Raw genomic sequence first — 12,705 nt, forward strand, 5'->3', positions numbered from 1 at the left:
CATATTCGTCGAGGTCGTCGATCAGGTACACCTGGGTCGACTGCGGGCGCTTACCCGAAATTGGCGAGCGTGGTGGCTGCGGGCGGCCGTTCACGTTCTCCTGGTCGATCAGGTAGAACTCCAGTTCGAATGCGGCGCAGATAGTCAGGCCCAATTCATCGAACTTGCTCACCACCTGACGCAGCACTTCGCGTGGGTCGGCGAAGAATGGCTCGCCTTCCAGTTCGTGCATGGTCATCAGCAGCTGGGCGGTGGGGCGTTTTTGCCACGGCTCGTTACAGAGCGTGTCGGGGATTGGATAGCAGATGCGGTCAGCATCGCCGATGTCCAGGCCCAGCCCGGTACTTTCGACGGTGGAACCGTTGATGTCCAGGGCGAAGAGGGAGGCCGGCAGGTTGATGCCTTTCTCGTAAACCTTGTGGAGGCTGGTGCGCTCAATGCGCTTGCCACGCACCACACCATTCATATCTGCAATCAGAAGGTCAACGTAGAGAACCTCAGGATGTTCCTTAAGGAACGCGTTCGCTTCGTTAAGCTGAACGGCACGCGGGGGTACCGACATGATGCAACACCTTTGTTGTTAAAAATATCAATCAAGGGGGGCTTGCAGGACCAGTCAATCGAAAAGCCATACTGATGTCAAGCCAACCCCATGATGCCCTGAAATGGCACATCTACGGCAGATTTGCTGCATATCGGGGCAAAGCATTATCCGCTATTTACCGCGTAAAGGGCTATCTCCGGTGCACCGTGTTTTATTTTTTACGGAGGTGTTGTGTAAAAAAATGAACAAGGCTAAGCTCGGTCTCAACCCAGAACACAATAATACGAGGGTCACATGGTCCGCTTGCCGCGACCTGAAAGCACTGCCTGCGCGGTGTCATCAGGTACATCCGTCGTTTTTGCAAGCATCGTCAATGGCGTGGTCGCCCTGGCCGCAATAATTGACGTTTGGTGCTCCCAGGCCCGCCCTCGTAGCGGCTTGCCGCCCTTCGTTTCGTCTTCCTGCCTTTCGAACTCATTACGGACACAGCTGATTTCAGTGTATCCACTGTGGCTCTGCGCGTGGGTTTTTGCTTTAGCAATCTACTCCATCCAGAATCAAGACGTGGACCACCTTACCTCCTGAGGTATTTATGAGTAACAACCTCGACCAGCTCACCGATTGGTTGAAAGAGCACAAGATCACCGAAGTCGAATGCATGATCAGTGACCTGACCGGCATCACGCGCGGCAAGATTTCGCCCACCAACAAATTCATCGCCGAAAAAGGCATGCGCCTGCCCGAGAGCGTGTTGCTGCAGACGGTGACCGGCGACTACGTCGACGACGACATCTATTACGAACTGCTCGACCCGGCCGACATCGACATGATCTGCCGCCCCGACGAAAACGCCGTGTTCCTTGTACCGTGGGCCATCGAGCCGACCGCCCAGGTCATCCACGACACCTACGACAAAAAGGGCAACCCGGTCGAACTGTCGCCGCGCAACGTGCTGAAGAAAGTCCTGCAGCTGTACGCCGACAAGGGCTGGCAGCCGATCGTCGCGCCCGAGATGGAGTTCTACCTGACCAAGCGCAGCGAAGACCCGGACTTCCCGCTGCAGCCCCCGGTAGGCCGCTCCGGCCGCCCAGAGACCGGCCGTCAGTCGTTCTCCATCGAAGCCGCCAACGAATTCGACCCGCTGTTCGAAGACGTCTACGACTGGTGCGAACTGCAGCAGCTGGACCTCGACACGCTGATCCACGAAGACGGCACGGCGCAGATGGAAATCAACTTCCGTCACGGCGACGCCCTGCACCTGGCCGACCAGATTCTGGTGTTCAAGCGCACCATGCGCGAGGCGGCGCTCAAGCACAACGTGGCCGCCACCTTCATGGCCAAGCCGATGACCGGCGAGCCGGGCAGTGCCATGCACCTGCACCAGAGCGTGGTCGATGTGGCTACCGGCAAGAACATCTTCAGCAATGAAGACGGCAGCATGAGCGCGCTATTCCTCAACCACATTGGTGGCCTGCAGAAGTTCATCCCCGAGGCGCTGCCGCTGTTCGCGCCCAACGTCAACTCGTTCCGCCGCTTCCTGCCCGACACCTCGGCGCCGGTGAACGTGGAGTGGGGCGAAGAAAACCGCACGGTCGGCTTGCGCGTACCGGATGCCGGCCCGCAAAGCCGCCGGGTCGAGAACCGCCTGCCGGGCGCCGACGCCAACCCTTACCTGGCCATCGCCGCCAGCTTGCTGTGTGGCTACATCGGTATGGTCGAAGGCATCGAGGCCAGCGCGCCGGTACAGGGCCGTGGTTATGAGCGCCGCAACCTGCGCCTGCCACTGACCATCGAAGATGCCTTGGAACGCATGGAAAACAGCCGTGCGCTGGTGCAATACCTGGGCAAAAAATTCATTACCGGATATGTCGCCACCAAGCGCGCCGAGCACGAAAACTTCAAACGCGTCATCAGTTCGTGGGAGCGTGAGTTCCTGCTGTTCGCTGTCTGATCAACCCTGGTGCCGCAGGAGCGCGGCGGTCGAATTACGGAGAAGCACATGAGCGTCAACAACCCGCAAACCCGTGAATGGCAAACCCTCAGTGGGGAGCATCACCTCGCCCCCTTCAGTGACTACAAGCAACTGAAGGAGAAGGGGCCGCGCATCATCACCAAGGCCCAGGGTGTGCATTTGTGGGACAGCGAGGGCCACAAGATTCTCGACGGCATGGCCGGCCTGTGGTGCGTGGCGGTCGGTTATGGCCGCGAGGAACTGGTACAGGCGGCCGAGAAGCAGATGCGCGAGCTGCCGTACTACAACCTGTTCTTCCAGACCGCTCACCCGCCGGCGCTTGAGCTGGCCAAGGCGATCACCGATGTGGCGCCGCAAGGCATGACCCATGTGTTCTTCACCGGCTCCGGCTCCGAAGGCAACGACACCGTGCTGCGCATGGTGCGCCACTACTGGGCGCTGAAGGGCAAGCCGCACAAGCAGACCATCATCGGCCGTATCAATGGCTACCACGGTTCCACCTTCGCCGGTGCCTGCCTGGGTGGCATGAGCGGCATGCACGAGCAGGGTGGCCTGCCGATTCCCGGCATCGTGCACATCCCGCAGCCGTACTGGTTTGGTGAAGGCGGCGACATGACCCCGGATGCGTTCGGTGTGTGGGCAGCCGAGCAGCTGGAAAAGAAAATTCTCGAAGTGGGCGAAGACAACGTCGCCGCCTTCATCGCCGAGCCTATCCAGGGCGCAGGCGGCGTGATCATCCCGCCGGAAACCTACTGGCCGAAGGTGAAGGAGATTCTCGCCAAGTACGACATCCTGTTCGTCGCCGACGAAGTGATTTGCGGTTTTGGCCGTACCGGCGAGTGGTTCGGCTCAGACTACTACGACCTCAAACCCGACCTGATGACCATCGCCAAGGGCCTGACCTCCGGTTACATCCCCATGGGCGGTGTGATCGTGCGTGACACCGTGGCCAAGGTGATCAGCGAAGGCGGCGATTTCAACCACGGCTTCACTTACTCCGGCCACCCGGTGGCGGCCGCGGTGGGCCTGGAAAACCTGCGCATCCTGCGCGACGAGAAAATTGTCGAGAAGGCGCGCACAGAAGCGGCACCGTATTTGCAAAAGCGTTTGCGTGAACTGCAGGACCACCCGCTGGTGGGTGAAGTACGCGGCCTGGGCATGCTCGGTGCGATCGAGCTGGTGAAGGACAAGGCCACCCGCAGCCGTTACGAAGGCAAGGGCGTGGGCATGATCTGCCGCACCTTCTGCTTCGACAACGGCCTGATCATGCGTGCGGTGGGTGACACCATGATCATCGCGCCGCCGCTGGTCATCAGCCACGCGGAGATCGACGAGCTGGTGGAAAAGGCGCGCAAATGCCTCGATTTGACCCTTGAGGCGATCAACTGAGCACCTGCTAGGCTAGCGATGTGACATTAAGTCGTTACAGGGTCCTGCTTTCCTTGATACAGGGCCTTGTAACTTGCCAGACTAGCGACTGTTTCAGTCGCCGCGCGCTCTGCACCGTAGGTCCTGGCTGCTGAACAGATGGCTAAATAAAAAATTCTGGAGCATGACGCATGAATAAAATGGGCAAGACGTTGCTGGCCGCAGCCCTGATGGGTGCCATGGCTACTGCTGCACAGGCTGACGACAAGGTGTTGAACGTCTACAACTGGTCGGACTACATCGCGCCGGACACCATCGCCAAGTTCGAAAAGCAGACCGGTATCAAGGTCAAGTACGACGTCTTCGACAGCAACGAAACCCTGGAAGCCAAGCTGCTGGCAGGTAAGTCGGGCTATGACATCGTCGTGCCCTCGAACAACTTCCTGGCCAAGCAGATCAAGGCGGGTGTGTACGAGGAACTGGACCGTTCGAAACTGCCGAACTGGAAAAACCTCGACCCCGACCTGCTCAAGGCCGTTGGCGATGCCAGCGACAAGGACAACAAGCACGCCTTCCCGTACATGTGGGGCTCCATCGGCATCGGCTACAACCCGGAGAAGGTCAAGGCCGCGCTGGGTGTCGACCACATCGACTCGTGGGACGCCGTGTTCAAGCCTGAGAACATCGCCAAGCTCAAGAGCTGCGGCGTAAGCTTCCTGGATGCCCCGACCGAAATGCTGCCGGCCGCACTGCACTACCTGGGCCTGCCGAGCAACAGCACCAAGAAAGAAGACCTGAAGGCCGCCGAGGACCTGTTCCTCAAGGTCCGTCCTTCGATCACCTACTTCCACTCGTCCAAGTACATTGGCGACCTGGCCAACGGCAACATCTGCGTGGCCGTCGGTTATTCGGGTGACGTCGAGCAGGCCAAGGCCCGTGCCCACGAAGCCGGCGACAAGATCAAAGTGGACTACATCATTCCGAAAGAAGGTGCCGGTACTTTCTACGACATGGTCGCCATCCCGAAAGATGCCGAGCATAAAGACGCTGCCTACCAGTTCATGGACTTCCTGATGCAGCCAGAAGTCATGGCTGAAATCACCAACGCCGTGCGCTTCCCGAACGGCAATGCTGCGGCTACCCAGTTCGTGGACAAGGACATTACCAGCGACCCGAGCATCTACCCGCCTGCCGAAGTGAAGAAGCAGCTGTACGCAATCGCTGCGCCTGAAGCTTCTGCCCAGCGTGTGATCACCCGCAGCTGGACCAAGATCAAGTCGGGCAAGTAAGCCCGATGCGGCACCTCTGGGCCGGGGATTTCCGGCTCAGAGCCAGTGAAAGGCAATTGATGATTGCGGCATCGAAGCTGCGAAGGTAAGTTGCGCGCCGGTTTTGCGTGTGCGGCAGCACTGTCGCTACCCAGGCACTGATTGTGAGGACCACCCACTTGTCTATTTCTGTATTCCGCAAGGCCTTGATGGCCGGCGCGGGCCTGACGCTGGCATGCAGCGTCCAAGCGGCGCCAACGGTGCATCTCTATAACTGGTCCGACTACATCGGCCCGACCACACTCGCGGACTTCGAGAAAGCCACGGGCATCAAGCCCGTGCAGGACGTGTTCGACTCCAACGAAACCCTGGAAGGCAAACTGCTGGCCGGTAACACCGGCTATGACGTAGTGGTGCCGTCCAACCATTTCCTCGGCAAGCAGATCAAGGCGGGCGCGTTCCAGAAGCTCGACAAGAACCTGCTGCCCAATTATGCCAACCTCGACCCGGCGTTGATGAAGCGCCTGGAAAAGAACGACCCAGGCAACCAGTACGCCGTGCCTTACCTGTGGGGCACCAACGGCATCGGTTACAACGTCGACAAGGTGAAGGCCGCGCTGGGCGTGGACACCATCGACTCCTGGGCCGTCTTGTTCGAGCCCGAGAACATGAAGAAGCTCTCCAAGTGCGGTGTGGCCTTCCTCGACTCGGCGGACGAAATGCTCCCGGCGGTGCTCAACTACATGGGCCTCGACCCCAACAGCACCGACCCCAAGGATTACGCCAAGGCCGAGCAGAAGCTGCTGGCGGTGCGCCCGTACGTGACCTACTTCCACTCGTCCAAGTACATCACCGACCTGGCCAACGGCGACATTTGCGTCGCGGCAGGGTTCTCGGGTGATGTGTTCCAGGCCAAGGCCCGCGCTGAAGAAGCGAAGAAGGGCGTGAACCTGGCCTACGCCATTCCCAAGGAAGGCGGCAACCTCTGGTTCGACGTGCTGGCGATCCCCAAGGACGCCAAGAACGTCAAAGAGGCGCATGCCTTCATCAACTATTTGCTGAAACCTGAGGTTATCGCCCAGGTCAGCGATTACGTCGGTTACGCCAACCCGAACCCCAAGGCTGGCGACCTGATGGACCAGGCCGTGAGGACCGACGCTGCGGTTTACCCACCGCAGGATGTGCTGGACAAGATGTTCGTGAATTCAGAGTTGCCGCCCAAGGTGCAACGTTTGATGACCCGTAGCTGGACCAAGGTCAAGTCGGGCAAGTAACAATCCAGGCCCGCCGTCCAAGCAGGGGCGGGCACACAAATCTTGTTGGGAGTTTCACTCATGGCAGTTGCCTCCGGTGCCTATAAGAAAGCCCTCGAGGGTGGCCAGCAACCCAAGCAGGTGCTGGTCAAAATCGACCGGGTCACGAAGAAGTTCGACGAAACCATCGCCGTAGAGGATGTGTCCCTGGAAATCCGCAAGGGTGAGATCTTCGCCCTGCTGGGTGGCTCCGGATCCGGCAAGTCCACCTTGCTGCGCATGCTGGCCGGCTTCGAGCGCCCAACCGAAGGGCGGATTTTCCTCGATGGCGTCGACATCACCGATATGCCGCCCTACGAGCGGCCGATCAACATGATGTTCCAGTCCTACGCGCTGTTCCCGCATATGACCGTGGCGCAGAACATCGCCTTCGGCCTGCAGCAGGACAAGATGCCCAAGGCCGAGATCGATGCCCGTGTGGCCGAGATGCTCAAGCTGGTGCACATGACCCAGTACGCCAAGCGCAAGCCGCACCAGTTGTCGGGTGGCCAGCGTCAACGTGTGGCGTTGGCCCGCTCGCTGGCCAAGCGCCCCAAGCTGCTGCTGCTCGACGAGCCAATGGGTGCGCTGGACAAGAAACTGCGTTCGCAGATGCAGCTGGAACTGGTGGAGATCATCGAGCGCGTAGGCGTGACCTGCGTGATGGTGACCCACGACCAGGAAGAGGCCATGACCATGGCCCAGCGCATCGCCATCATGCACCTGGGCTGGATCGCCCAGATCGGCTCGCCGGTGGACATCTACGAGACGCCTACCAGCCGCCTGGTGTGCGAATTCATCGGTAACGTCAACCTGTTCGAAGGTGAAGTGGTCGACGACGCCGAAGGCCACGCGATCATTGCCAGCCCGGAGCTGGAGCGCAAGATCTACGTGGGCCACGGCATCACCACCTCGGTGGAAGACAAGCACATCACCTACGCCTTGCGCCCGGAAAAGATGCTGGTCACCACCCAGCAGCCGACCTGCGAGCACAACTGGTCGCGCGGCAAGGTCCACGACATCGCCTACCTGGGCGGCCACTCGGTGTTCTACGTCGAGCTGCCGAGCGGCAAGGTTGTCCAGTCGTTCGTCGCCAACGCCGAACGCCAGGGCACTCGTCCGACCTGGGGCGATGAAGTGTACGTATGGTGGGAAGACGACAGCGGCGTGGTACTGCGGTCATGAAACTGCGCAAGCTCAAGCGAGCCTTCCAGCGCCTGGTCCCGGAGGGGCGGCACCTGGTGATCGGCGTGCCGTTCATCTGGCTGTTCCTGTTCTTCATGCTGCCGTTCTTCATTGTCCTGAAGATCAGTTTTGCCGAAGCCGACGTGGCGATCCCGCCGTATACCGAGATCTACACCTACGTCGAAGACAAGATTCAGTTGGTGCTCAACCTGGCCAACTATGGGCTGTTGACCGAGGATGAGCTGTATATCTCGGCCTACCTGGGGTCGTTGAAGATGGCCTTCTTCAGCACCATTCTGTGCCTGCTGATCGGCTTCCCGATGGCCTACGCCATTGCCAACGCCAAGAAGGAGACCCAGACGGTCCTGCTGCTGCTGATCATGATGCCGACCTGGACCGCGATCCTGATCCGCGTCTATGCCTGGATGGGCATCCTCAGCAACAACGGCTTGCTCAACGGTTTCCTGATGTGGACCGGGCTGATCGACCAGCCACTGCAGATCCTCAACACCAACCTGGCGGTGTACATCGGCGTGGTCTATTCGTACCTGCCGTTCATGATCCTGCCGCTGTTTGCCAACCTGGTTAAGCATGACCCTTCGTTGCTGGAGGCTGCTTCTGACCTGGGGTCGAGCACCTTCAACAGCTTCTGGAAAATCACCGTGCCGCTGTCGAAGAACGGCATCATCGCCGGCTGCATGCTGGTGTTCATCCCGGTGGTGGGCGAGTTCGTGATCCCTGAACTGCTCGGCGGCCCGGAAACCCTGATGATCGGTAAAGTGCTGTGGCAGGAGTTCTTCAACAACCGTGACTGGCCGGTGGCGTCTGCATTGGCGGTGGTGATGCTGGCGATCCTGATCGTGCCGATCCTGCTGTTCAACCGCAGCCAGGCCAAAGAAATGGAGGGCCGCGCATGAAACGCTTCAGTTTCTCCAAGCTGATGCTGGTGCTCGGCTTGCTGTTCATCTACCTGCCGATGCTGATCCTGGTGATCTACTCGTTCAACGCCTCCAAGCTGGTGACGGTGTGGGGCGGCTGGTCGATCAAATGGTACGTCGGCCTGCTCGACAACACCCAGCTGATGGGTTCGGTGATGCGCTCGCTCGAAATCGCCTGCTACACGGCGGTGGCGGCGGTGGCGCTGGGTACCCTGGCAGCTTTCGTGCTGACCCGGGTCACCCGCTTCAAGGGCCGCACGCTGTTCGGTGGCCTGGTTACCGCGCCGCTGGTAATGCCTGAAGTGATCACCGGTCTGTCTCTGTTGCTGCTGTTCGTGGCCATGGCGCAGATGATCGGCTGGCCGCAGGAGCGCGGTATCGTCACCATCTGGATTGCCCACACCACGTTCTGTGCGGCGTATGTGGCGGTAGTGGTGTCGGCACGCCTGCGTGAGCTGGACCTGTCGATCGAGGAAGCGGCGATGGACCTGGGTGCCAAGCCGTGGAAGGTGTTCTTCCTGATCACCATCCCGATGATCGCGCCATCGCTGGCGGCGGGCGGCATGATGTCGTTCGCCCTGTCGCTGGATGACCTGGTGTTGGCCAGCTTCGTATCCGGCCCAGGCTCGACCACCTTGCCGATGGAAGTGTTCTCGGCGGTGCGCTTGGGCGTGAAGCCAGAGATCAACGCCGTGGCCAGTCTGATTCTGCTGTCGGTGTCGCTGGTGACCTTCTTTGTCTGGTACTTCAGCCGCCGGAGCGAAGAGCGTCGTCGCAAGGCGATTCAGCAGGCGATCGAAGAGGGTGCTGCGGCCAACGCCTCGCAGCCACAGGTCAAGCGCCCGGCTCAGGTTGCGGCTTCGGCCTGACCCGGCCCTTTCGCGGGTAAACCCGCTCCCACAGGGGCATGTGCAGTCTTCAAGACCTGCGCAGTACCTATGGGTGCGGGTTTACCCGCGAAGGCTCTCCCACCGATTCAAAGCCATATCGCATCCCAATGTGGATAGTCTCTGACACTCTTCACCAGCCCGTTACGCAAGGGGTTGGCAACGATGTTTCTGGCGACCTGAACCATGCTTCCCTCCCGTCTCAATGCTCGGTCCTGATACCCAGGCTGCCACACCGGGTCATGCTCAACCCCCGCCTGATGCAAAACCAGACTGGATCTGGATTTGAATCTGCGCATCAACGTACCCAGCGTCGTGCCTTTCAACTCGATCAGCCAATGCAGATGGTCCGGCATCAGTACCCAGGCCATTGAGCGGCAGGCGTGCTCATGATCGGATTGCCGCAGTTGGTGGATGACCAGCCTTGCATGATGAAAGTCATGGAACAGTGGCTTGCGTTGATGGGTAACAGTAGTAAGCAGGTACAGCCTGCCGAGTTCTGAATAGCGACCACGGCGGAGCAGGTGTGATTGAGCCCGAGGCATTGGTTTCTTCCTTGAAAAGTGACCTCTCCAAGGTAGTGGCTGTGAAACCGCGAAAGTGCTTTGGATAGTTTCTGGAGATGGCAGGGGGCTTGTGGGTGGCTGTACCGACCTTTTCGGGGGCAGTCCAGGTACGGTGCAGGTCTTCAAGGCTGCGCCTGACCCTGTGGGAGCGGGTTCACCCGCGAAAGGGCCCGCGCAGAGGCTGAAAATGCCTGAGTGATCTCCATCAGTGATGTTTACCGAACCCTGAACTACGCTGACAGTCGCATCTCACAAATCATTTGTGCGCAAGCTAGGAGCCTGCATGAGGGTGACGCGTCCACTGTTGCTGGCAAGCTTGGGCTTGCTGTCCATGCTCACCGGTTGTAGCAAGGAAGAGGTTCCCGAGACGCTGCCTCGGGTGGGTGTGCAACAGGTCCAGCCCACCGATTTCGCTGCCAGGGTCACCCTGACCGGCGATGTGCAGGCGCGGGTGCAGACCGACCTCTCGTTCCGCGTAGGCGGCAAGATCATTTCGCGCAGCGTGGACGTGGGCGACCACGTCAAGGCCAACCAGGTGCTGGCGCGGCTGGACCCAAAAGACTTGCAGAACAACGTCGACTCGGCCAAGGCCGAGGTGTTCGCCGCGCAAGCGCGGGTCACCCAGACCAGTGCCGCCTTCGTGCGCCAGCAGAAACTGCTGCCCAAGGGCTACACCAGCCAGAGTGAATACGACTCCGCCGAAGCCGCGTTGCGCAGCAACCAGAGCGCCCTCAAGGCCGCCCAGGCGCAGCTGGCCAACGCCAACGAACAACTCAGCTATACAGCACTGGTCTCCGAGGCCGCTGGGGTAATCACTCAGCGCCAGGCCGAAGTCGGGCAGGTGGTACAGGCCACCATGCCGATCTTCAGCCTGGCTACCGATGGCGACCGCGATGCGGTGTTCAACGTCTACGAGTCGCTGCTGGTCGCGCCGCCCAGCGATGCCGGGGTGGTCGTCAGCCTGTTGGACGACCCCAAGGTCCAGGCCCATGGCTTCGTGCGCGAAATCACCCCCACGGTGTCGGCGCAAAGCGGCACGGTGCAGGTCAAGGTTGGCCTGAAAGACGTGCCACCGGGCATGCAACTGGGCGCACCGGTCACTGCTACCACCAACGCTCAGGGCCGGCCCAGCGTCGAACTGCCGTGGTCGGCGTTGACCAAGGCCTTGCATGAACCCGCCGTGTGGGTGGTGGGCGAGGGCGACAAGGTGGAGCTGCGCAAAGTTGAAGTCAGCCGTTACCTCACCGGCAAGATCGTGGTCGCCAGCGGCCTCAAAGGCGGCGAGAGCGTGGTGGTCAACGGCGGCCAGTTGCTGCACCCCGGCATGCAGGTGCAGAAGGTCGATGCCAAGGCCCCAGGGGGTGAGTTATGAAGCGCCTGTTGCTGATGCTGTCAGCCGGCGTGCTGCTAGTGGGCTGCAGTAGCGAGGACGAGGCACCCGAGCCGATTCGGCCGGTGCTGTCGGTCAAGGTCGAACCCCAGGTGCAATCGCAGCTGGGCCGCTTCGCCGGCAGTATCCAGGCGCGCTTCGAAAGCACCCTGGGCTTTCGGGTTTCCGGGCGCATTGCCCGGCGCTGGCTGGATGTCGGTGCCCAGGTGAAGCCGGGCGACACCCTGGCCACCCTCGACCCGACCGACCAGCAGAACCAGTTGCGTGCCGCCGAAGGCGACCTGGCCAAGGTGCAGGCACAGTGGATCAACGCCCAGGCCGATGCCCGTCGCCAGCAACAGCTGTATGACCGTGGCGTGGGCGCCCAGGCGCAGCTGGACATCGCCCAGACCAACCTGAAAACCACCAGCGCGGCGTTGGAGCAGGCGCGCTCCGCGCTCAGCCAGGCCCGTGACCAGCTCGACTACAGCACCCTGCGCACCGACCACGCCGCCGTGATCACCGCGTGGCAGGCCGAAGCCGGGCAAACCGTTACCGCCGGGCAAGCCGTGGTGACCCTGGCCCGGCCGGACGTGAAGGAGGCGGTGATCGACCTGCCGATCGGCCTGGCCGAGCAGTTGGACAAAGGCCTGACCTTTACCGTGGCCTCGCAACTCGACCCGACCATCAACACCACGGCCAGCCTGCGCGAGCTGGAGCCCCAGGCCGACGCGACCACCCGCACCCGGCGCGCTCGCCTGACCCTGGCCAGCACGCCGGCGGCGTTCCACCTGGGCACCGCCATCAGCGTGACCTTGAGCTCGGCGGTGACGCCGCGTAGCGAGCTCCCCGCGAGCGCGTTGCTGGAGCGTGATGGCAAGACCCAGGTGTGGGTGATCGACACGCAGCAGAAGACCGTTGCCACCCGTGACGTGGCGCTGATCGACCGCACCGCCGACAGCATCGTCCTGACGTCGGGCGTACAGCCCGGCGAGCGCGTGGTTACCGCAGGTGTGAACAGCCTGAAGCCTGGCCAGAAGGTCACCTTCGACGAGGATGCGCAATGAAAGGAAGCTTCAACCTGTCCGACTGGGCACTCAAGCATCAATCGTTCGTCTGGTACCTGATGTTCGTGGGCCTGCTGATGGGGATTTTTTCCTACTTCAACCTGGGCCGTGAGGAAGACCCGTCGTTCACCATCAAGACCATGGTCATCCAGACCCGCTGGCCCGGCGCAACCCAGGACGAAACCCTGTACCAGGTCACCGACCGCATCGAGAAGAAGCTCGAGGAGCTCGATTCGCTCGATTACACCA

The 12,705-nt window shown here is 60.9% G+C and carries 11 protein-coding genes and 1 pseudogene; 10 read left to right on the forward strand and 2 right to left on the reverse strand.

Annotation, left to right across the window (positions count from 1 at the left end):
* Positions 1 to 562 (reverse strand): annotated as a pseudogene (locus APH42_RS26720) (glutamine synthetase); the annotation flags it as partial.
* A gap of 574 nt (positions 563 to 1,136) precedes the next feature.
* On the opposite strand from APH42_RS26720, the gene APH42_RS26725 reads away from it, so the two are divergent.
* From APH42_RS26725 to APH42_RS26755, 7 genes are all read left to right on the forward strand, one after another.
* Positions 1,137 to 2,495: a glutamine synthetase family protein gene (locus APH42_RS26725; RefSeq protein WP_012274737.1), complete on the forward strand. Its 1,359-nt coding sequence runs from the start codon at positions 1,137 to 1,139 to the stop codon at positions 2,493 to 2,495.
* A 48-nt stretch (positions 2,496 to 2,543) separates the two neighbouring features.
* On the forward strand, positions 2,544 to 3,905 hold the full coding sequence (locus APH42_RS26730; RefSeq protein ID WP_012274736.1) for an aspartate aminotransferase family protein: 1,362 nt from the start codon (positions 2,544 to 2,546) through the stop codon (positions 3,903 to 3,905).
* A gap of 170 nt (positions 3,906 to 4,075) precedes the next feature.
* Entirely contained in the window at positions 4,076 to 5,173 is a 1,098-nt protein-coding gene (locus tag APH42_RS26735) for a polyamine ABC transporter substrate-binding protein (protein WP_012274735.1), read from the forward strand.
* 158 nt (positions 5,174 to 5,331) lie between these two features.
* Positions 5,332 to 6,426, forward strand: a complete 1,095-nt coding sequence (locus APH42_RS26740) for a polyamine ABC transporter substrate-binding protein (RefSeq protein WP_060494596.1) — start codon at positions 5,332 to 5,334, stop codon at positions 6,424 to 6,426.
* Positions 6,427 to 6,486: 60 nt separating this feature from the next.
* On the forward strand, positions 6,487 to 7,629 hold the full coding sequence (potA, locus tag APH42_RS26745; protein WP_012274733.1) for a polyamine ABC transporter ATP-binding protein: 1,143 nt from the start codon (positions 6,487 to 6,489) through the stop codon (positions 7,627 to 7,629).
* Positions 7,626 to 8,546 carry an ABC transporter permease subunit gene (locus tag APH42_RS26750; RefSeq protein WP_012274732.1) on the forward strand — a complete coding sequence of 307 codons (921 nt, stop codon included), beginning with the start codon at positions 7,626 to 7,628 and terminating at the stop codon, positions 8,544 to 8,546. The genes potA and APH42_RS26750 overlap by 4 nt, the downstream gene beginning before the upstream one ends.
* On the forward strand, positions 8,543 to 9,436 hold the full coding sequence (locus tag APH42_RS26755; protein ID WP_012274731.1) for an ABC transporter permease subunit: 894 nt from the start codon (positions 8,543 to 8,545) through the stop codon (positions 9,434 to 9,436). The genes APH42_RS26750 and APH42_RS26755 overlap by 4 nt, the downstream gene beginning before the upstream one ends.
* Before the next feature lie 107 nt (positions 9,437 to 9,543).
* Here APH42_RS26755 and APH42_RS26760 read toward each other — a convergent pair whose 3' ends face one another.
* Positions 9,544 to 9,999, reverse strand: coding sequence for a transposase (locus APH42_RS26760; protein WP_060494597.1), 456 nt, complete (start codon positions 9,997 to 9,999; stop codon positions 9,544 to 9,546).
* A 304-nt stretch (positions 10,000 to 10,303) separates the two neighbouring features.
* Here APH42_RS26760 and APH42_RS26765 point away from each other — a divergent pair, with 304 nt between their 5' ends.
* The 3 genes from APH42_RS26765 to APH42_RS26775 all read left to right on the forward strand — a co-directional run.
* On the forward strand, positions 10,304 to 11,392 hold the full coding sequence (locus APH42_RS26765) for an efflux RND transporter periplasmic adaptor subunit (protein WP_012274729.1): 1,089 nt from the start codon (positions 10,304 to 10,306) through the stop codon (positions 11,390 to 11,392).
* A complete protein-coding gene (locus APH42_RS26770) occupies positions 11,389 to 12,456 on the forward strand; it encodes an efflux RND transporter periplasmic adaptor subunit (protein WP_060494598.1) in 1,068 nt (355 codons plus the stop codon). Before APH42_RS26765 ends, APH42_RS26770 begins: the two co-directional genes overlap by 4 nt.
* Positions 12,453 to 12,705: efflux RND transporter permease subunit (locus APH42_RS26775; protein ID WP_156352936.1), on the forward strand; the 253-nt coding region annotated here is incomplete at its 3' end. The genes APH42_RS26770 and APH42_RS26775, both read left to right, overlap by 4 nt.

Origin of the sequence: Pseudomonas sp. NBRC 111140 (assembly GCF_001320885.1) — a bacterium.
Lineage (GTDB): Bacteria > Pseudomonadota > Gammaproteobacteria > Pseudomonadales > Pseudomonadaceae > Aquipseudomonas > Aquipseudomonas putida_P.

What these genes read in the sequence shown, in the direction of transcription:
- APH42_RS26730 (WP_012274736.1), top strand. Translation starts at nt 2,544, where the DNA reads ATGAGCGTCAACAACCCGCAAACCCGTGAATGGCAAACCCTCAGTGGG.
- potA (WP_012274733.1), top strand. Translation starts at nt 6,487, where the DNA reads ATGGCAGTTGCCTCCGGTGCCTATAAGAAAGCCCTCGAGGGTGGCCAG.
- APH42_RS26765 (WP_012274729.1), top strand. Translation starts at nt 10,304, where the DNA reads ATGAGGGTGACGCGTCCACTGTTGCTGGCAAGCTTGGGCTTGCTGTCC.
- APH42_RS26735 (WP_012274735.1), top strand. Translation starts at nt 4,076, where the DNA reads ATGAATAAAATGGGCAAGACGTTGCTGGCCGCAGCCCTGATGGGTGCC.
- APH42_RS26760 (WP_060494597.1), bottom strand. Translation starts at nt 9,999, where the DNA reads ATGCCTCGGGCTCAATCACACCTGCTCCGCCGTGGTCGCTATTCAGAA.
- APH42_RS26755 (WP_012274731.1), top strand. Translation starts at nt 8,543, where the DNA reads ATGAAACGCTTCAGTTTCTCCAAGCTGATGCTGGTGCTCGGCTTGCTG.
- APH42_RS26725 (WP_012274737.1), top strand. Translation starts at nt 1,137, where the DNA reads ATGAGTAACAACCTCGACCAGCTCACCGATTGGTTGAAAGAGCACAAG.
- APH42_RS26750 (WP_012274732.1), top strand. Translation starts at nt 7,626, where the DNA reads ATGAAACTGCGCAAGCTCAAGCGAGCCTTCCAGCGCCTGGTCCCGGAG.
- APH42_RS26770 (WP_060494598.1), top strand. Translation starts at nt 11,389, where the DNA reads ATGAAGCGCCTGTTGCTGATGCTGTCAGCCGGCGTGCTGCTAGTGGGC.